The sequence below is a fragment of the Pseudomaricurvus albidus genome (assembly GCF_018863235.1).
GTDB classification, from domain to species: Bacteria; Pseudomonadota; Gammaproteobacteria; order Pseudomonadales; family Cellvibrionaceae; genus Pseudomaricurvus; species Pseudomaricurvus albidus.
Window position 1 is genome coordinate 1 of sequence record NZ_JAHKRS010000007.1, and the last position, 19,530, is coordinate 19,530.

The following is a 19,530-nucleotide window of genomic DNA, read 5'->3' on the forward strand; positions in this document are numbered from 1 at the left end:
ATCCCATCCCGAACTCAGAAGTGAAACGAAGTATCGCCGATGGTAGTGTGGGGCTTCCCCATGTGAGAGTAGGTCATCGTCAGCCTTTAAATCTAAAACCCCTGATCGGTAACGGTCAGGGGTTTTTTTATGCGTGTAACAAGCGTGAGTGGATTGTGAGCCGCCAGTGCAAGGCCCTGAGATGCGCTGTTGGGGGCTTTTCTTCCCCTGGGCGAAAGCCTTGGATTAGTAGCGGCCTGTAAGTCAAGAAATCGGGAGGCATTAAAAAAGCAAGCCGTAGCTTGCTTTTTGGAGGGCGCAAAGGAGAGAGGTTTACCGGATGTTGGAAAGCTTCAGATTGGGCTTCTTGGCTTCGCGGAATATCAGCGCGACCTTACCAATCTCCTGTATGATTTCCGCTCTCGTTTTCTTGGCCATCTCGGCAATGACCTGCTTGCGCAGATCCCGGTCAGCAATAACCAGTTTGACTTTGATCAGCTCGTGATCATCCAGGGCCCGATTAAGTTCTTCAATGACGTTATCGCTTAAGCCATTGCCGGCTACGGTGACCACGGGGTTCAGGCTATGGCCCAAAGAGCGATATTGTTTTTTACGGTCAGGGCTTAAAGGCATACAATGTCTCATCTATAAACGGTTTACTGGCTGCATCGGCAATGCCGGGCAGCAAACGCATATTGTAACTCAAGATTGGGCACTTGGTGGTATGGCAAGGTCAAAAACAAGTAAAGGCTGGCTTAAAGAGCATTTTAATGACCAATACGTAAAACAGTCCCAGCAGGATGGTTACCGTTCGAGAGCCAGTTACAAGCTGGTTGAGTTGGATGAAAAGGACAAGCTGTTTCGCAAGGGAATGACGGTGGTGGATCTTGGCGCTGCCCCAGGAGGCTGGTGCCAGGTGGCTGCAAGGCATGTAGGGGATGACGGCAGGGTCATTGCGTCAGATATCCTGCCTATGGACTCGCTGGCAGGCGTGGAGTTTGTTCGGGGTGATTTCACGGAAAATGAGGTCTTTGAACAGATTCTTGAAGCTATGGGCCCGGGAAAGGCAGACCTTGTAATATCCGACATGGCCCCCAATATGAGTGGTATGGCCGATGTGGATCAGCCGCGCGCCATGTATTTGGTTGAGTTAGCGCTGGATATGGCACGGGAAACCCTGAAGAAAGACGGGGTGTTTGTGGCCAAGGTCTTCCAGGGAGAGGGATTTGATGCCTATGTGAAGGATGCAAAACAATCCTTCAAGTCAGTCGTTATTCGCAAACCCGGTGCTTCCAGGGCTCGGTCCAGGGAGGTTTATGTCGTGGCCAAAGGGTTTAAGGGCTGAATTAACGAATATTTACGTGCCGCTGAATTGTGTGGCACACCGATATGGCGTCGGTGGCGCTATACTGTAGTCTATAAGCTGTTAGCATGGGTGCTGAGAAAACAGGTGATGCATGCGCCAGCTCATGGGGATACTCCAGCTAAATAGTGTGGGTACCCCGGATCAATTGCTGAAATGAGGATGTCTTTTTGAACGATATGGTGAAAAACCTAGTATTGTGGTTAGTAATCGCTGCGGTTCTGCTGGCGGTTTTCCAGAACTTCAACCCCAAGGCATCCCAAGAGCCCTTGACCTATAGCGAGTTTGTTAAAGAGGTCCAGGCCGATCAGGTGCGAGAAGTCACTGTCGATGGCTTGACGATTATTGGCGTTAGAAACGACAACTCCCGTTTTGAAGCGATTCGCCCACAGATTGCTGATGACAAGCTGATGGATGACCTGCTGAATCACAATGTGGAAGTTAAGGGGCGTAAGCCGGAGCAGCCGAGCCTGTGGCAGCAGCTGTTGGTGGCCAGCTTTCCAATCCTGCTGATTATTGTGGTGTTTATGTTCTTTATGCGCCAAATGCAGGGCGGTGCCGGCGGTAAAGGCGGCCCAATGAGCTTTGGCAAGAGCAAGGCTCGTCTTTTGGGCGAAGACCAGATTAAGACCACCTTTGCCGATGTGGCGGGTGTGGATGAAGCCAAAGAAGATGTGCAGGAGCTGGTTGAGTTTCTGCGTGATCCTTCCAAATTTCAACGTCTCGGCGGTCAGATTCCCCGTGGCGTATTGATGGCAGGCCCTCCCGGTACCGGTAAAACATTGCTGGCAAAAGCCATCGCCGGTGAAGCGAAAGTGCCGTTTTTCTCAATTTCAGGCTCGGATTTTGTGGAAATGTTTGTGGGTGTGGGTGCTTCCCGTGTCCGTGACATGTTTGATCAGGCCAAGAAACAGTCTCCCTGTATTATCTTCATTGATGAGATCGATGCGGTCGGACGTCATCGTGGGGGCGGTCACGGTGGTGGTCATGACGAGCGTGAGCAGACTCTTAACCAGTTGTTGGTTGAGATGGATGGTTTTGAAGGCAATGAAGGTATTATCGTCATCGCCGCAACCAACCGCCCTGATGTGCTGGATAAAGCGCTATTGCGCCCAGGCCGTTTTGACCGCCAGGTGTTTGTTGGTTTACCGGACATTCGCGGCCGTGAGCAAATCCTGAAGGTTCATATGCGCAAAGTGCCTCTGGATGACAAGGTCCAGGCTTCAATCATTGCCCGTGGGACTCCAGGCTTTTCCGGTGCCGATCTGGCTAACCTGGTGAATGAGGCGGCCCTCTTCGCCGCTCGCTCCAACAAACGCCTGGTTACCATGGAAGAGTTTGAAAAGGCTCGCGACAAGATCATGATGGGCGCTGAGCGCAAGTCGATGGTGATGAGCGAGAAAGAAAAGGAAAATACTGCCTACCACGAGGCTGGACATGCGATCGTTGGCCGCTTGGTACCTGAGCACGATCCGGTTCACAAGGTCACCATTATCCCGCGTGGCCGAGCATTGGGTGTGACGCAGTTTTTGCCTGAAGATGACAAGTACAGCCTCAGCAAGCGCGCAATTGAATCCCAGTTGTGCACGTTGTTCGGCGGACGCATAGCCGAAGAAATGACCCTGGGTTTTGAGGGGGTCACAACGGGTGCGCAAAACGATATTGAACGCGCTACCAGTTTGGCTCGCAGTATGGTGACCAAATGGGGGTTGTCTGAAAAACTGGGGCCTCTTCACTACGGTGAGGATGAGGGGGGCATGCCCGGTACCGGTGGTGCGCCCAACTATTCGGGCGCGACGTCCAAGACGATTGACGAAGAAGTGCGTCGTATCGTTGACCAGTGCTACAGCACGGCTGAAAAACTTTTGAATGAGAATCGAGACATTCTTGAGGCCATGAAAGACGCGTTGATGGAGTATGAAACCATCGATGCGGAGCAAGTGGATGATTTGATGGCTCGCAAGAAAGTTCGTCCGCCTCGGGATTGGCACGACGGTGACTTCAATGGCCATGTGAAAGACGATGATCTTGGTGGTTCTGAAAAGGATGAAACCAAGACTTCCAGTCCTATCGGTGGCCCGGCCAAACACCACTAACGTGAAGTTTGAAAACGGGGCCCAGTTTTCTGGGCCCCGTTTTTTTATGGCTGATTCTTATTCGAATTCGGCCAGGTTAACAATGTAAGGTAAACAATGACGGTACTGACTTGCGGCGATCGCATTCTGGATCTCTCAGAACCCGTTGTGATGGGTATTTTGAATGCCACCCCGGATTCGTTCTCCGATGGCGGACAATTGTTGCAACAGGGGCGGGTGAATATTGATGCCGTTTTGGCCCGTGCGGAACAAATGATCAGGGCCGGGGCGCAGATTCTGGATGTCGGTGGAGAATCCACTCGTCCTGGAGCGACGCCAGTAGTGGTGGATGAGGAATTGCAGCGGGTTATTCCTGTGGTAGAAGCCATTGCTCGAGAGTTCGATGTGGTCATTTCGGTGGATACCAGTTCTCCTGAAGTCATGACGGCATCCGCAGAAGCAGGAGCGGGATTGCTGAATGATGTTCGCTCTTTTCACCGTGAAGGGGCTTTGTTGGCGGCGGTATCTTCAGGACTGCCGGTTTGCATCATGCATATGCAGGGTGACCCTCAAACCATGCAAAATAAACCGGCTTATGAGTCGGTGGTGGATGAGGTGATGGATTTCCTGTTGACGCGATCTGATGAGTTGCAAGCGGCTGGCATCCCGAAAGACCAGATTCTGTTTGACCCCGGATATGGGTTTGGCAAGACTCCAGAGCACAATCTGCAATTGATCAGGAGGCTGCCGGAAATAGTGGCTGCTGGTTACCCCGTGCTGGCAGGGTTGTCCCGCAAGTCAGTGATAGGTCATGTTCTCAACCGCAAGGTTGATGAGCGTTTGGCTGGAAGTGTGTCGGCGTCCCTGCTGGCGGCTCAGAGTGGTGCTAAAATCCTGCGCGTCCACGATGTGGAAGAAACAGTGGATGTGCTGAAGTTCTGGCAGGCTGTGGCAGCCGCAGAGTGAGGAAAAGACTAATGGTTAAGGAGCGAAAGACACGTGGCGCGTAAATATTTTGGTACAGACGGTATTCGTGGCCGTGTGGGTGAGGGCGCCATTACGCCGGACTTTGTTTTGCGCCTGGGTTGGGCCGCAGGCCGGGTACTGGGTCGTCATTACGAGGGCAGGAAGCGTATTTTAATGGGCAAGGATACCCGTATTTCCGGCTATATGTTTGAGTCTGCATTACAGGCCGGGTTGATTAATGCCGGAATCGATGTGGGGCTGTTGGGGCCTATGCCGACTCCCGCTATCGCCTATCTGACGCGTACCTTTCAGGCACAGGCAGGGATTGTGATCAGTGCTTCACACAACCCGTATTATGATAATGGCATCAAGTTTTTCAGTGGTAAGGGTACCAAGCTTCCGGATGACATCGAGCTGGAGATTGAAGCAGAACTTGATAAGCCTATGGTCACGGCGGAGCGATTGGGCAAGGCCAAGCGTATTGATGATGCTGCCGGTCGTTATATTGAATTTTGTAAAGGCACTTTGCCATGGGGATTCAGTCTTTCTGGTTTGAAAATTGTGCTCGACTGCGCCAATGGTGCCACCTATCACATCGCTCCGAATGTGTTTCAGGAGTTGGGGGCCAATGTTGAGGTTATTGCCGCAGAGCCCGACGGTGAGAACATTAACCATGAATGTGGTTCTACCAAACCGGGGCGTTTACAGGCGCGGGTGCTGGAGTCCGGTGCGGATTTGGGTATTGCCTTTGACGGTGATGGTGATCGTCTGGTGTTTGTGGATCACAAGGGTGAGTTGGTGGATGGGGATGAAATCCTGTATCTCATCGCCTCTTATCGCAAGCGCTCCGGAGCTGGTTGCCAAGGCGTTGTAGGAACCCTGATGAGCAACTTTGGTTTTGAGTTGGCCTTGCAAAAGCTGGATATTCCTTTTGTTCGGGCAAATGTGGGTGACCGTTATGTGCTGGAGCAGATGCATCAGCGCGGTTGGGTTCTGGGAGGAGAGAACTCCGGTCATATTGTGTGCGGCGATGTCACCACAACGGGTGATGGTATTGTTGCTGCGTTACAGGTGTTGTTGGCCCTGTCGGAAGATGGTGCAACATTGAATGAGTTGAAGCAGGGAATGCGCAAATTGCCCCAGCATATGATTAATGTGCGAACCAGTGGCAAGGTGACCCTGAAAGGCAATGAGGTAATCGACAGTGCGGTACAGGCTGCCGAGGCTGAGTTGGCCGGTCGCGGTCGGGTGCTGTTACGACCTTCTGGCACCGAGCCGGTGGTTCGGGTCATGGTGGAAGGCGAAGAGCCGCCTCTGGTTGCCCGGCTGTCCGAAGAGTTGGCTGACGTCGTAAAAAAGGCTCTGTCATAGAATAGGGCATCAAAAAAGCCGGGCAGTCTTAAAAACTGTAAAAAAAGTTTTGGATGTGCCCTGCGAATGACGGATAAAGCGTTGTATCTTATAGACTTATCCGCTAACATTTGCGCCCGTTTTGCCGAGAGGCAGTCAGCGTATAGCTTGATGGAATAGGATTGATGCGACGACCACTGGTGGTAGCTAACTGGAAGATGAACGGAAGTCTCGCGAGTAACAGCGAGAGGCTTCAATCGTTTTTAGCCCGGTGGAAAGGTGTACATCAGGCAGAAGTGGCTGTGTGCCCTCCTGCTGTTTATCTGCCCCAGGCTGCTGAGCTGCTGGCCCAAAGCAACGTGGGTATTGGTGCTCAGGATGTGAGTGCAGCCGATGAGGGTGCATACACTGGTGAGGTGTCCGGAGGCATGCTGGCCGATATCGGGTGTCAGTATGCATTGGTTGGTCACTCAGAGCGTCGCGAATACCATGGTGAAACCGATGCTTTGGTTGCGAAGAAATTTGTCGCTGCGCAGCGTCATAATTTGACCCCGGTCTTGTGTGTGGGGGAAACTCTGGCTCAAAGAGAGGCCGATGAGACGCTGGTGGTTGTGGGTGAGCAGCTAAAAGCCGTTGTTGATCTCGCAGGTCGCAACGCAGTTGCCTCGGCCGTTGTTGCCTATGAGCCTGTCTGGGCTATAGGAACTGGCCTGACCGCTACCCCTGAGCAGGCTCAGGAGGTTCACGCGTACATTCGGGAGCAGCTGGGTTCCATTGGTGCGGGTGTCAGAATTTTATATGGCGGCAGTGTCAAGCCGGCCAATGCTGAAGAGTTATTCTCTCAGAATGATATTGACGGAGCTCTGGTTGGCGGAGCCTCTCTCAATAGTGACGATTTTTACAGTATCTGCCAGGCGGCAGAATAAAAGGCGAGATGATGGAAAAAATCATTTTAGTGGTGCATGTGCTGACAGCGTTGTCGATCATTGCCCTGATTTTATTGCAACAGGGTAAGGGCGCTGAGGCGGGTGCTTCATTCGGTGCCGGTGCATCGCAAACTGTCTTTGGCAGCGCGGGTGGCGGAAACTTCTTTACACGCGCCACTGCGTTATTGGCCACTGTGTTTTTTGTGACCAGCTTTGGTTTGGCTGTAGTTGCCAAGCAGCAGGCGACCTCCGGTTTGGTTGATGGTATTCCTGTCGTTGAAGAGGCGGCGGATATTCCTGCTGCTGTTGAGATGAATACCGATGTGCCTGAGGTGAATGCTCCGGCAAGTGATTCTCCGGCGGCTGATGTGCCTGAATTTGGTGGCGAAGATGCTTCTGCATCAGAGTTGCCGGCAGAGCAGGAAGAGGGTGTTTCTAACCCGTAGTATTGAGAAAAAATTTGCCCAGGTGGTGGAATTGGTAGACACGCTATCTTGAGGGGGTAGTGACTTCGGTCGTGCGGGTTCAAGTCCCGCCCTGGGCACCATTTTAAAAAGGTCTGACAAGTGTCAGGCCTTTTTTTATGTCAGTGTTGGCCTGTTTTCAGGTGGGGGCATGAGCTTCCCGTGGGGCTCTTGAAGGGGGCTTGCTGGTGGTTTGAGTTGTCGGGGGTGGGAGGTTGTTTGCGTGCTGGTTGCTTTTTGTCCGGCATTCCTCCGGCGAAGTCTTTGGCGCGAGGGTCTTTTTTCCATTATTTCCAACTTATTGAAAAATAAAAGCAAATACCTGTTGACCAGCCCAGATGTCGTCCCTATAATGCGCGGCCTTGGTTAGGGAAACAGGCCTAAACAAGTTGTTGATGCGGGGTGGAGCAGTCTGGTAGCTCGTCGGGCTCATAACCCGAAGGTCGTAGGTTCAAATCCTGCCCCCGCTACCAAATTCAAGGGTTTGGTGTTCATAGCCGGACTCATGCGCTACAATTAGCGCAGCAGGAAAGCCCCTTTTAAGGGGCTTTTTCGTATCTGGCTTTCAGGGTCAGGTCGAAAGGCACGCCAGTGGTTGTGGATGATCTGGCAGCTGGCCTGTTGTTCAGGAATGTTGTTGATGGGCTTCGAGCCCATTTTTTGTTTCTACCTTTGTTCACAAGTGGTTGAGTTTTATGGCATCCAAGCATGACCAGTTAACCGAGCTGCTGACGCCGGTGGTTGAATCCATGGGCTGTGAGTTGTGGGGGCTGGAATATTTCTCTCAGGGGCGGCACAGTACTTTGCGGCTCTACATTGAGCATCCAGACGGTATTGGTCTGGAGGAGTGTGAAAAGGTCAGTCGTCAGGTCAGCAGCGTTATGGATGTTGAAGACCCGATTGCCGGCGAGTACACCCTGGAGGTTTCTTCTCCGGGAATGGACAGGCCTCTGTACACTCTGGAGCATTTCACACGCTATGCCGGTGAGCAGGTAGCGATTAAGTTGCGCTCCGCGTTTGAAGGTCGTAGAAAGTTCAGTGGTTTATTGCGCGGCGTCGATGGTGACGACGTGCTGGTGGTGGTGGACGAGCATGAGTATATGCTGCCCATCGAAATGATCGAAAAAGCTAACATTATTCCCCGTTTTTAGGGATGCACCTGGTGCAGGTAAACGAGGCATACTCATGAGTAAAGAAATATTGCTGGTTGCGGATGCGGTATCAAACGAAAAAGGTGTTGATAAAGGCATCATTTTTGAAGCTATCGAGTTGGCTTTGGCCGCTGCGACAAAAAAACGCTACGACGAAGATGCTGATATCGAAGTCGTGATCGATCGCAAAACCGGTGACTATGTAACTACCCGTCGCTGGGAAGTTGTTGACGACGAGACGCTGGCTCTGCTGGGAACTCAGTTCACCACCGAAGAAGCGCGTGAAAAAGACGAAAATCTGAAAGTTGGCGACATTTACGAAGAAGTGGTCGAGAACGTTGAGTTTGGCCGTATTGCTGCCCAGACCGCCAAGCAGGTTATTGTGCAGAAGGTTCGTGAAGCCGAGCGTCAACAGATTGTAGAGCAGTACCGCGACCGAGTAGGTGAGCTCATCAGTGGTACCGTTAAGAAAGTCACTCGTGACAGTATCATAGTGGATATGGGCAACAACGCCGAGGGCTTGCTGCCTCGCGATCAGCTGGTTGGCCGCGAGGTCTTCCGTATGGGGGATCGCGTTCGTGCCTTGCTGCTGGATGTGCGCACTGAATTGCGCGGTCCTCAGTTGTACCTGAGTCGCTCCTGCCCGGAAATGCTGATCGAATTGTTCAAGATCGAAGTACCGGAAATTTCCGAGCAGGTAATTGAGTTGAAAGCCGCTGCCCGTGATCCTGGATCGCGCGCCAAGATTGCGGTTTACACCAACGACGGTCGTATCGATCCGGTTGGTGCCTGTGTCGGCATGCGTGGCTCTCGCGTTCAGGCGGTTTCCAACGAGTTGGGCGGTGAGCGTATCGATATCATTCTCTGGGATCACAACGTGGCCCAGTTTGTGATCAATGCGATGGCCCCTGCCGAAATCGAATCCATTGTGGTTGATGAAGATGCCGGTTCCATGGATGTGGCAGTCGACGAAGACAATCTGGCTCAGGCGATTGGCCGCAGTGGTCAGAACGTTCGTTTGGCCAGTGAGCTGACCCAGTGGGAAATCAACGTGATGAGCGTTGAGGACTGGCAGGCCAAGCAGGAAGAAGAGTCTGGCAGCTACATGGAAGTCTTTATGGATGCTCTCGACATCGATGAAGACGTTGCCGGAGTGCTGGTGGACGAAGGTTTCACCTCTCTGGAAGAAATTGCTTACGTACCCCTCGAAGAGATGTTGGGTATTGATGGTTTTGATGAAGAGATTGCCGAGGAGTTGCGGTCACGTGCTAAAGACGCACTGTTGACCCAGGCGCTGGCTTCAGAAGAACAGTTGGAAAATGCAGAGCCCGCAGATGATCTGCTGACGATGGAAGGCATGGACAAGCATTTGGCTTTCCTGCTGGCCAGTCGTGGAATCATCACAATGGATGATCTGGCTGAACAAGCTGTAGATGATCTGCTGGATGTGGAAGGTCTCGACGAGACGCGTGCCGCTGCATTGATTATGAAGGCTCGCGAGCCGTGGTTTGCTGAAGAGCAACACGAGGCTGGTGAGTAACACGAGGATTGGGGAGATATCATGGCAGAAGTAACAGTTAGCGAACTCGCTAAATCGGTAGGCACGTCGGAAGACCGTTTGCTTAAGCAGATGGCTGAAGCCGGCTTGGCACACACCAGCGTCGATGCCGTTGTATCCGATGAAGAAAAGCAGAAGTTGTTGGCCTTTCTGAAGACCAGCCACGGCGAATCCAGCGAAGCACCCAAGAAGATTACGCTTAAGCGCAAAACCACAACCACGCTGAAAACCGGCAGTGGCAGTGGACGTAAAACCGTAAACGTTGAAGTGCGCAAAAAACGCACTTACGTCAAGCGTGATGCTGAAGAAGTCGTAGCAGAAGCTCCTAAGACCGAAGCGCCGAAAGTGGAAGCTCCTGAAGAGCCGGAAGCGGTCGCCAAGCCTGAAGTTGTAGAAGTGCCTGCAGAAGAAGTCACTGCACCAGTGGCTGAAGTAGCCGAAGAGAAAGCCGCTGCGGTCGAAGAGGTTACTGAAACCCCTGAGCCAGAACCTGTTGCCGAAGCACCCAAGACGACTCCAAGTAGCCTGGTAGACGATGCCGAAGAGAAACGCATTGCCGCTATGACAGCTCGCCGCAAGGCCGAGGAAGAAGAGCGTCAGGCCAAGCGTAAGAAGGCTGAGTCCAAGGCGAAAGCTGACACGGCCAAGCCTGAATTGAGCGAAGCTGAAATGCGTGCCGAGGCTGAAGCAAATGCCTTGAAAGCACAGCAGGAAGAAGAAAAAGGCAAACACGGCAAGAAGAAAGAAAAGCATGTCGCTGCAGACGATGTTGAAGAATTGCCGCGTAAGAAAGCCGCTAAAGCAATCAAAGGCGTTGGGCCGAAGAAAACAAACAAAGTTGCTCTGTTGAGTGAGTTGGACGAGGAAGAAACAGAAGGCGGCGGAAGACGCCGCAAAGGTTCTCGTCCTTCCATTAAATTGACCAACAAACACGGTTTTAAACGGCCGACAGGAAAAATTGTGCATGATGTCCCCGTTCCCGAAAGCATAACCGTCTCTGATCTCGCCCAGCGTATGAACGTCAAGGGCGGTGAAGTGGTCAAAACCCTGATGAAGATGGGCATTATGGCAACCATCAATCAGGTGCTGGATCAGGAGACGTCTCAGTTACTGGTGGAAGAGTTGGGTCACAACCCGGTTCTGGTTACCGGTAACGAGAAAGAAGAAGCACTGGAAGAGTCCATCGTGAGTGAAGGTGAAATGAAGTCCCGTGCTCCGGTAGTGACTGTCATGGGTCACGTTGACCACGGTAAAACTTCTCTGCTGGACTACATCCGTAACACCAAAGTGGTCAGCGGAGAAGCCGGCGGTATTACCCAGCACATCGGTGCTTACCGGGTGAAAACTGACAAGGGCGAAATTGCTTTCCTGGATACTCCTGGACACGCCGCATTCACCTCCATGCGTGCCCGCGGTGCTCAGTGTACCGATGTTGTAATTCTGGTTGTTGCCGCCGATGATGGCGTTATGCCTCAGACCGAAGAAGCCGTTCAGCACGCTCGTGCAGCCGGTGTTCCTCTGGTGGTTGCGGTCAACAAATGTGATAAAGAATCGGCTGATCCCGATCGTGTGAAGAACGAGCTGGCCGCGAAAGATGTTATCCCTGAAGATTGGGGTGGCGATGTTCAGTTTGTGAATGTGTCGGCCCACACTGGCGAAGGTATTGATGAGCTGCTGGAAGCAGTGTCTCTGCAAGCCGAACTGCTGGAACTGGAAGCACCTGTGGGTGTTCCTGCTCGCGGGGTTGTGATTGAGTCCCGTATGGATAAAGGCCGCGGTGTGGTTGCCACGGTTCTGGTTCAGGCGGGTGAGCTGAAGAAAGGCGATATCATTCTGGCCGGTCAAAGTTATGGTCGTGTTCGTGCCATGACCAATGAGCTGGGCAAGCAGATTGCCGAGGCTGGCCCTTCCACTCCGGTAGAGATTCTGGGTCTGGATGCAGCGCCGGATGCCGGTGACGAATTTGTTGTAGCGCCAAACGAGCGTAAGGCTCGTGAAGTGGCTGAGCACCGTGCCGACCGTGCACGTCAGCAACGTCAGGAGCGTCAGCAGGCGGCCAAGCTGGAAAACATGTTCGCCAACATGGGCGCCAACGAGCAGAAGATTCTGCCAATCGTACTGAAGACCGATGTGCGTGGTTCTCTGGAAGCGATTCAATCTGCATTGATGGATATCGGTAACGAAGAAGTTCAGGTCAACGTGATCGTATCCGGTGTCGGTGGCATCACCGAAAACGACGTCAACCTGGCGCTGTCTTCCGGTGCGATCGTCATTGGCTTTAACGTTCGTGCTGATGGCTCTGCCCGTAAGCTGGCCGAGGCCGAGTCTGTTGAGATTCGCTACTACAGCATCATTTATCAGCTGCTGGATGAAGTGAAAGACGCTCTGGCGGGTATGCTGGATCCAGAACGCGTAGAAGAGATTGTCGGTATTGCCGATGTGCGTGAAGTGTTCCGTTCACCGAAGTTTGGTCAGGTTGCAGGCTGTATGGTTGTTGAAGGTACTGTGTATCGCAGCAAGCCTATCCGCGTACTGCGCGACAACGTCGTAATCTACGAAGGCGAACTGGAATCACTGCGTCGTTTCAAAGACGATGTGAACGAAGTCCGCAACGGTGTCGAGTGTGGTATCGGTGTTAAAGACTATGACGTAAAAGTCGGCGATCAAATCGAAGTCTTTGATGTCAAAGAGGTTGCTCGCGAGTTGTAAGAGTCGCGTCGCTTCTGATTTTCGGATAAGCGAGTCGTCCTGGGGCGCCTCGCTTTTCTGCACTGTGTAAGGTTGATTTAGGCGCATGTCGCCAAGGTAAAAGCAGATTGTATGGCAAGAGAATTTAAGCGTACTGACCGTCTCGGAGACGCCGTCCAGCGTATTCTGGCTCAGCTGATTCAGGTGGAGGTTCGTGATCCGCGCATTGGAATGGTCAACATCAACGATGTTGTGGTCAGTCGCGATCTGTCTTTTGCGCGTGTCTACGTCACGTTTGTGGGCAAGGATACGGAAGAAGCCTGCCTGGAAGCTGCTGAAGCGCTGAACAAGGCCAGTGGTTTCCTGCGTTCCCAGCTGGCGAAAGAGCTGGATATCCGCACCACGCCCCGCCTGCAGTTTATTTATGACAAGACCTCTGTTCAGGGGCAGCACTTGTCACAACTGATCGACAAGGCTGTCCGACAGGATCAGAGCACAAAAGGTCAGGATGACTCTCAAGAGAATCACAGAGCGTCAGACGACGACTCCGGAGAGTAAACCTTGGGTCGCAGAAGAAAAGGCCGCCCCGTCAGCGGCGTGCTGTTGTTGAATAAGCCCTCTGGCATGACCTCCAATGATGCCTTGCAACAGGCCAAGCGCTTGTTTTACGTGGCCAAAGCGGGTCATACCGGCAGCCTGGATCCCCTGGCGACCGGTGTCTTGCCGCTGTGTTTCGGTGAAGCCACCAAATTCTCCCAATTTTTGCTGGATGCAGACAAACGCTACCGCACCACCTACCGGTTGGGAGCTTTTACCACCACCGGAGACGTGGATGGTGAGTTGCTGGAGCAGGTGAGTGCCGCGCACATCACCCGCGAGCAGATTCTCCAGGAGCTGGAAGTCTTTAAGGGTGATATCGAGCAGGTGCCGCCAATGTATTCGGCACTCAAGCACAATGGTGAGCCCCTGTATAAGCTGGCCCGTCAGGGGATCGAAATCGAACGTCCCGCCAGGCCTGTGACCATCTACAGCATCGAGCTTCTGGATTTCCGCGCCGGTGAGCAGGCCGAGGTGGATCTGGATATCCGTTGCAGCAAGGGTACTTACATTCGCTCCATCGCTGAAGATTTGGGCAAAGCCCTCGGGTGTGGTGCCCATGTGGCGGTGCTTCACCGCTCAGAATCTGGCCCGTTTGAGGAGTCGGCGACAGTCTCTCTGGATGAGTTGCGTGAAGAGCGTGGTGAGGGGCTGGCAGAGCTGCTGGATCATCATCTGCTGCCCACCGATGCCCCGGTACAGGAGCTGCCGTCAATGGCGCTTGAAGACACATCTGCCTACTACTTTCGCCTTGGAAACCCCGTGATGGACCCTCAGGTCTATCGTATTGGCGACGAAGGTGATATGGTGCGCGTCTTCGCCGAAAATGGTGATTTTTTAGGCATTGGTGTCCTGGACGACGAAGGTCGTGTGGCACCAAAGCGTTTGGTGGTTCAGCCTGCCGCGGACTGATGGCGATTGCGTCGTCTCGGAGGTTCTGGTTACCACCCAGAATTAGTCCATAGACGCTGTTTATCAGTGTTTTTGGGTTGATAGCTAGCCGGTCTGTAAATATGCACGGGCCTGGCTGGATTCTTTTATAGGCATATTATTATGAGGAAAAGACTATGGCACTGAGTGCTGCGCAAAAAGCTGAAATCGTAAAAGACTTTCAACAAGCCGAAGGTGATACCGGATCTCCTGAAGTACAAGTAGCTTTGTTGACTTTCAACATCAACAAGCTGCAAGGTCACTTCGCTGATCACAAGCAGGATCACCACTCACGCCGCGGCCTGATCCGCATGGTAAACCAGCGTCGTAAGCTGCTGGACTACCTGAAGGGTAAGGACGTTAATCGCTATGCTGCTCTGATCCAGAAACTGGGTCTGCGTCGCTAAGTGACAGAAGTGCCCGCTGATGCGGGCACTTTTTTATTTTTCCAACAGTATTTGCCGGTCAGATGGGCTTTTGGGCCGATCGGTTCCTGCAACTACTGGGCAGAATTCTCTAGGTGCCTGGCTCGCTGATAAACAGCTTGTTTCGATACGAACCAGCCCTGTTGAAACTGTGTTAATGCGTAGATATCGATGTTGATACCGGTGACCATCATTGCTGGTCACTCTGTTAAAGGGCGAAGCATCGGATTGGCGGCAACACAGTGCACTAAACTCCGGATGGGCCTCAGTCTGACGAATAGTCAGCATCGGTTTCGGATCAGGGTTTAGGCCAAGAAAGTTTGAACGAAAAAACACATAGAAAGTAAACGTAAGTTAAGAAAACATAAGGAAAATGTCGTGAATCCCGTCATTAAAACCTTTCAATACGGAAGCGATACCGTCACTCTGGAGACTGGCCGCATAGCGCGTCAGGCTACCGGTGCTGTGATGGTTACCATCGGCGATACTCAAGTACTGACTACTGTAGTAGGTGCCAAAAGTGCAAAAGAAGGTCAGGATTTCTTCCCCCTGTCTGTGCATTACATCGAAAAAGCCTACGCTGCGGGTAAAATTCCCGGTGGCTTCTTCAAGCGTGAAGGCCGTCCGAGCGAAAAAGAAACTCTGACTTCCCGTCTGATCGACCGTCCAATTCGTCCACTGTTTCCTAACGGTTACATGAACGAAGTTCAGGTAGTTTGTACCGTAATGTCCGCCGACAAGAACGTCGATCCGGATATTGCTGCCATGATCGGTACTTCTGCCGCTCTGGCGATTTCCGGTATTCCATTCAACGGCCCAATCGGTGCTGCCCGTGTTGGTTACACTCAGCAAGACGGTTACCTGTTGAACCCGGGTTACGATGTTCTGGCCGAGTCTGAGCTGGACATGGTGGTTGCCGGTACCCAGGACGCTGTCCTGATGGTTGAATCCGAAGCCAGCGAGCTGCCGGAAGACATCATGCTGGGCGCTGTACTCTATGCTCACCAGGAGCTGCAAGCGGTTGTTCAGGCAGTGAATGAGCTGGCCAAAGACGCCGGTAAGCCAGCCTGGGAGTGGACTCCTGAGCCAGAGAAGACCGAGCTTAAAGCGGCGGTAGCCGAAGCTTTCGGTGCACAAATTAAAGAAGCCTACAAAATCACTGACAAAATGCAGCGTTACACCCGTCTGGGTGAGTTGCGCGATGCGGCCGTTGAACAATTGTCCAGCGACACCGTTAGCAGTGATGACGTGAAAGGCGTATTCAGCAAGCTGGAGAAGCAGACCGTTCGTCAGAGCGTGGTTGCCGGCGAGCCGCGTATTGATGGTCGCGATACCAAAACCGTACGTCCGATCCAGGTTGAAGTTGGAACCTTGCCAAAGACTCACGGTTCTGCTCTGTTTACCCGTGGTGAAACTCAGGCCATCGTTGTTGCCACTCTGGGTTCTGCCCGTGATGCACAGATGATCGATGCACTGGAAGGTTCTCGTCGCGATCCGTTCATGCTGCACTACAACTTCCCTCCTTACTCTGTAGGTGAAGCGGGTCGTATGGGTGGTACCGGTCGTCGTGAGATTGGTCACGGTCGTCTGGCCCGTCGCGGTGTAGCGGCTGTTCTGCCAAAAGAAGAGGAATTCCCTTACTCCATCCGTGTGGTGAGTGAGATTACTGAATCCAACGGTTCATCCTCCATGGCTTCTGTATGTGGTTCTTCACTGGCTCTGATGGACGCTGGTGTACCTCTGAAAGCACCTGTAGCCGGTATTGCCATGGGTCTGGTGAAAGAAGACAACGGCTTCGCAGTTCTGACCGATATCCTGGGTGACGAAGACCACCTGGGTGACATGGACTTTAAAGTAGCCGGTACTGCCGACGGCATCACTGCCCTGCAGATGGATATCAAAATCGAAGGTATCACCGAAGAGATCATGGAAATTGCTCTGGCACAGGCGCTGCAGGCTCGTCTGCACATCCTCGCCGAGATGAACAAAGTGATCGACAAGTCTCGCGATGGCGTGGCTTCGACTGCTCCTCAGTTTGAAACCATCAAGGTTCATCCTGACAAGATCCGTGACATCATCGGTAAAGGCGGCGCCACTATTCGTTCCATTACTGAAGAGACTGGCGCGTCTGTAGACATTGATGACGATGGCACTGTGAAGATTTACGGTGAAAGCACTGAATCGCTGCAAGCGGCTCTGGATCGCATCGGTGAAATCACTGCAGAAGCTGAGATCGGTGAGATCTACGAAGGTAAAGTGGTTCGCATTGTGGACTTCGGTGCATTCGTTAACTTCCTGCCCGGCAAAGATGGTCTGGTCCACATTTCACAAATCGCTGAAGAGCGTGTGAACAGCGTCACTGACTACCTGAGTGAAGGTCAGATGGTGCGTGTGAAGTGTCTGGATGTGGATCAGCGCGGTCGCATCAAGCTGTCCATCAAAGAGGCTCTTCGCGATGAAGCGCCTGCGGAAGAGGCCCCTGCAGAAGCACCTGCTGAGGCCCCGGCCGACGATTCAGCTGAGAAGTAATTCTCCGCAGGATAGAAAAAGCCCGCTTTATGCGGGCTTTTTTGTGCCTGCCGTTTAGGCAGACATTCTGAGTTAATTTAAAAGACTGGCTTAGAAGAGGGCTTATCGACGGAAAACCACCGTGCGATGTCCGTTTAACAGGACTCTCTGTTCGGCATGCCAGCGCACGGCGCGAAACAGGACAACACTTTCGATGTCGTGGCCGATCTCTACCAGTTCTTCCGGGGTATTGTTGTGCGAGACACGTTCCACTTCCTGCTCGATGATAGGCCCCTCATCCAGGTCTGAGGTGACAAAGTGGGCTGTGGCTCCAATCAGCTTCACGCCGCGGTCATAGGCCTGATGATAGGGCTTGGCGCCTTTGAAGCCGGGCAGGAACGAGTGGTGAATGTTGATGGCTCGTCCCGAGAGTTTCTCACACATGTCATTCGACAGAATTTGCATGTAGCGCGCCAGGATCAGCAGGTCAGCATCGGTATCGCTGATCACTTTCAGTATCTGGGCTTCCTGAGCCGCTTTGGTGTCGGGTGTCACCGGAAGGTGGTGGTAGGGCACGTTATACCATTCCACCAGATCCCGCATGTCGTTATGGTTAGAAACCACCGCGACGATATCCACCGGCAGGGTACCCGCCTTCCACTTGTGTAACAGGGTGTTCAGGCAGTGCCCCCAGCGGGAGACCGCGATCACGACCTTGGGCTTGACGCCAAGATCCCTCAGTTCCCAACACATTTGATCCGTGCCTTTGAGCTGGCTGAATATCTCTTTCAGTTGATCCAGCGGCGTGGCCTTATCACTGACCGGCGCCAGTTCCGTGCGCATAAAAAAGCGCTTCTCCTGGCGGTCTTCAAATTGGGAGGATTCTTCAATGTTGTAGTTGTGTTGAGCCAGAAAAGCCGTGACATCGGCAACAATGCCGTGCCGATCAGGGCAGCTCAAGGTGAGAACCAGGCGTTGTGTCATGGAAAAGTAGTCTTAATCAGATGGTTCAATAGGGAGACGGGTCGTTAATGGCTGAGCCGTAGTTAACGAGCGCAGTCTGCAAGACCGCTACCTTAGCACGGCTGCCATATTTCATCATAATCTTTCGCTGCATTGTCTTTTTTCATCCCTTGGGGTGCCTTAATCAGAGCGTTTAATAACACTCAAGCAAAGGCGGTTCTGGGCGCAAGCGCAGAAAAATTGTATTAATACCTACAAGGAACCAAGTCAATGAAAAAAATGATTGTAATGACCGTAGTGTGTGCAGTTTCTTCAATAGGCACATTGGCCCGTGCCGACGATCCAACTACCCCCTATACTGAATTCAAGCAGGGAACTGCCTTTACCGTGTCCGCAGTAGCGGGAGCAGTATTGGGTGGCCCCGTCGGGATGATGTTGGGAGCGTTGGGCGGTGCCTATGTAGGTGACCAGCTAAAACAAGCGGATGAGGTTACGGATATGAGTGAATCATTGGCAACAGCCCAGGCAGAAGTAGAGCGGCTGCATCAGCAGCTGGCGTTCAGTCAGCAGCAGAGCGAAGATTTACAACAGCTGGCGATGGAAGCCATGGATCTGAAGATCCTGTTTCGTACGGGATCAGATACCTTGACCGAACATGGGCAGCAGCGGGTCAAGGAATTGGCCGGTATGTTGAACAACTATCCAAAACTGAAAGTGCGTCTGGATGGCTATGCTGATCCCAGAGGCACGGACGAGTACAACAATGTACTGTCGTATTATCGGGCTGAAGCCGTCAAGGAAGCGCTGATTGAAGCGGGTGTGAAAGAAGCCCGAATTGAGGCCTACAGTCACGGCTCCAGTAATTCCAAGGCCAAACGAGGGGATCTGCAGGCTTATGCCGCCGAGCGCAGAGTGGTCATCGAGGTGATGGTGGCTGGTGAAGCTCAAACCTTTGTGATGTCGGATGCCGTTAACACTCAGTAAAAGACCGACTCACTGGGAATCCAGAACCCGGCACCCAGCCGGGTTTTTACGTTTGGCCAGCTGGAGTTCCCGGTGTCTGAAGCGGGGCAAAATACACGGAATTTCGTGTTTAAAGCGCCATTGTTGACGGTTTGATTTATACTGCGGTTTTAGCATTACCCTCAAAACTGACCCCACGAGATCGAAAAATGGAACCGCTGTCGGATAACGTCGAAGAAAATCTGGATCGCTTTATTGTAGAGGCAATGGAGACCGGCTGTGTTTGGGCTCTCGAAGGCCCGGAAGGCTTTGCCTTGTGCCCCTCGGAAAACAGTGACGATATCGATGTCATGCCGTTCTGGTCTCAGCCCGAGTTTGCTCAGGCTGTGTGTGTCGAAGAATGGTCTATATACAAGCCGGTACCGGTAGCACTGGAAGAGTTCCTGGACGAGTGGGTGGATGGCATGCACGCCGATGTGGTTCTGGTGGGGGTCAACTGGACCGAAGAGCTGGATGGTATCGAAATGGAACCCCTGGATCTGGCGGAAGAATTCGACAGTGAAATGGGCTGATCGACACATCGACGCGCTCTGGTCTGCCAATGTGGGGTCACAGGAGTTCCAC

18 protein-coding genes, 2 tRNA genes and 1 rRNA gene are annotated in these 19,530 nt (G+C 52.7%); 18 read left to right on the plus strand and 3 right to left on the minus strand.

What is annotated here, in order from left to right; genetic code table 11:
- Positions 1-85 (plus strand): 5S ribosomal RNA (gene rrf, locus KOI40_RS12080); the annotation flags it as partial.
- A gap of 227 nt (positions 86-312) precedes the next feature.
- On the opposite strand, the gene yhbY is transcribed toward rrf, so the two are convergent.
- Positions 313-612: a ribosome assembly RNA-binding protein YhbY gene (gene yhbY / locus KOI40_RS12085; RefSeq protein ID WP_216097786.1), complete on the minus strand. Its 300-nt coding sequence runs from the start codon at positions 610-612 to the stop codon at positions 313-315.
- Between the two features lie 91 nt (positions 613-703).
- On the opposite strand from yhbY, the gene rlmE reads away from it, so the two are divergent.
- From rlmE to KOI40_RS12125, 8 genes are all read left to right on the plus strand, one after another.
- Positions 704-1,324 carry a 23S rRNA (uridine(2552)-2'-O)-methyltransferase RlmE gene (gene rlmE, locus KOI40_RS12090; protein WP_216097787.1) on the plus strand — a complete coding sequence of 207 codons (621 nt, stop codon included), beginning with the start codon at positions 704-706 and terminating at the stop codon, positions 1,322-1,324.
- 197 nt (positions 1,325-1,521) lie between these two features.
- A complete protein-coding gene (ftsH, locus tag KOI40_RS12095; protein ID WP_304504222.1) occupies positions 1,522-3,438 on the plus strand; it encodes an ATP-dependent zinc metalloprotease FtsH in 1,917 nt (638 codons plus the stop codon).
- Between the two features lie 96 nt (positions 3,439-3,534).
- Positions 3,535-4,383, plus strand: a complete 849-nt coding sequence (folP, locus tag KOI40_RS12100) for a dihydropteroate synthase (protein ID WP_216097789.1) — start codon at positions 3,535-3,537, stop codon at positions 4,381-4,383.
- Between the two features lie 33 nt (positions 4,384-4,416).
- Positions 4,417-5,754 carry a phosphoglucosamine mutase gene (glmM, locus tag KOI40_RS12105; RefSeq protein WP_216097790.1) on the plus strand — a complete coding sequence of 446 codons (1,338 nt, stop codon included), beginning with the start codon at positions 4,417-4,419 and terminating at the stop codon, positions 5,752-5,754.
- Positions 5,755-5,918: 164 nt separating this feature from the next.
- Positions 5,919-6,659, plus strand: coding sequence for a triose-phosphate isomerase (gene tpiA, locus KOI40_RS12110; protein ID WP_216097791.1), 741 nt, complete (start codon positions 5,919-5,921; stop codon positions 6,657-6,659).
- A gap of 11 nt (positions 6,660-6,670) precedes the next feature.
- Complete coding sequence (gene secG / locus KOI40_RS12115; protein WP_216097792.1) at positions 6,671-7,105, plus strand: preprotein translocase subunit SecG; 435 nt, start codon at positions 6,671-6,673, stop codon at positions 7,103-7,105.
- A gap of 16 nt (positions 7,106-7,121) precedes the next feature.
- Positions 7,122-7,206, plus strand: a tRNA-Leu gene (locus KOI40_RS12120).
- Positions 7,207-7,519: 313 nt separating this feature from the next.
- Positions 7,520-7,596, plus strand: a tRNA-Met gene (locus KOI40_RS12125).
- A gap of 43 nt (positions 7,597-7,639) precedes the next feature.
- Here KOI40_RS12125 and KOI40_RS12130 read toward each other — a convergent pair.
- A complete protein-coding gene (locus KOI40_RS12130; RefSeq protein ID WP_216097793.1) occupies positions 7,640-7,780 on the minus strand; it encodes a hypothetical protein in 141 nt (46 codons plus the stop codon).
- A gap of 38 nt (positions 7,781-7,818) precedes the next feature.
- Between KOI40_RS12130 and rimP the strand changes: the two genes are divergently transcribed.
- From rimP to pnp, 7 genes are all read left to right on the plus strand, one after another.
- Complete coding sequence (gene rimP, locus KOI40_RS12135) at positions 7,819-8,274, plus strand: ribosome maturation factor RimP (RefSeq protein ID WP_216097794.1); 456 nt, start codon at positions 7,819-7,821, stop codon at positions 8,272-8,274.
- A gap of 34 nt (positions 8,275-8,308) precedes the next feature.
- Positions 8,309-9,814, plus strand: a complete 1,506-nt coding sequence (gene nusA / locus KOI40_RS12140; RefSeq protein WP_216097795.1) for a transcription termination factor NusA — start codon at positions 8,309-8,311, stop codon at positions 9,812-9,814.
- Between the two features lie 21 nt (positions 9,815-9,835).
- Positions 9,836-12,541, plus strand: a complete 2,706-nt coding sequence (infB, locus tag KOI40_RS12145; protein WP_216097796.1) for a translation initiation factor IF-2 — start codon at positions 9,836-9,838, stop codon at positions 12,539-12,541.
- Positions 12,542-12,652: 111 nt separating this feature from the next.
- Positions 12,653-13,078, plus strand: a complete 426-nt coding sequence (rbfA, locus tag KOI40_RS12150; RefSeq protein ID WP_216097797.1) for a 30S ribosome-binding factor RbfA — start codon at positions 12,653-12,655, stop codon at positions 13,076-13,078.
- 3 nt (positions 13,079-13,081) lie between these two features.
- The gene (gene truB, locus KOI40_RS12155) at positions 13,082-14,029 is read left to right on the plus strand and encodes a tRNA pseudouridine(55) synthase TruB (RefSeq protein ID WP_216097798.1); all 948 of its coding nucleotides are present in this window, start codon (positions 13,082-13,084) and stop codon (positions 14,027-14,029) included.
- 155 nt (positions 14,030-14,184) lie between these two features.
- Positions 14,185-14,454 (plus strand): 30S ribosomal protein S15, encoded by a 270-nt coding sequence (gene rpsO, locus KOI40_RS12160; RefSeq protein WP_216097799.1) that lies wholly within the window; start codon positions 14,185-14,187, stop codon positions 14,452-14,454.
- A 396-nt stretch (positions 14,455-14,850) separates the two neighbouring features.
- On the plus strand, positions 14,851-17,001 hold the full coding sequence (gene pnp, locus KOI40_RS12165) for a polyribonucleotide nucleotidyltransferase (RefSeq protein ID WP_216097800.1): 2,151 nt from the start codon (positions 14,851-14,853) through the stop codon (positions 16,999-17,001).
- A gap of 102 nt (positions 17,002-17,103) precedes the next feature.
- Here pnp and purU read toward each other — a convergent pair whose 3' ends face one another.
- Positions 17,104-17,964, minus strand: coding sequence for a formyltetrahydrofolate deformylase (gene purU, locus KOI40_RS12170; RefSeq protein ID WP_216097801.1), 861 nt, complete (start codon positions 17,962-17,964; stop codon positions 17,104-17,106).
- Between the two features lie 249 nt (positions 17,965-18,213).
- On the opposite strand from purU, the gene KOI40_RS12175 reads away from it, so the two are divergent.
- Complete coding sequence (locus KOI40_RS12175; RefSeq protein WP_216097802.1) at positions 18,214-18,927, plus strand: OmpA family protein; 714 nt, start codon at positions 18,214-18,216, stop codon at positions 18,925-18,927.
- 188 nt (positions 18,928-19,115) lie between these two features.
- Complete coding sequence (locus tag KOI40_RS12180) at positions 19,116-19,478, plus strand: DUF2750 domain-containing protein (protein WP_216097803.1); 363 nt, start codon at positions 19,116-19,118, stop codon at positions 19,476-19,478.
- Positions 19,479-19,530 lie beyond the last annotated feature (52 nt).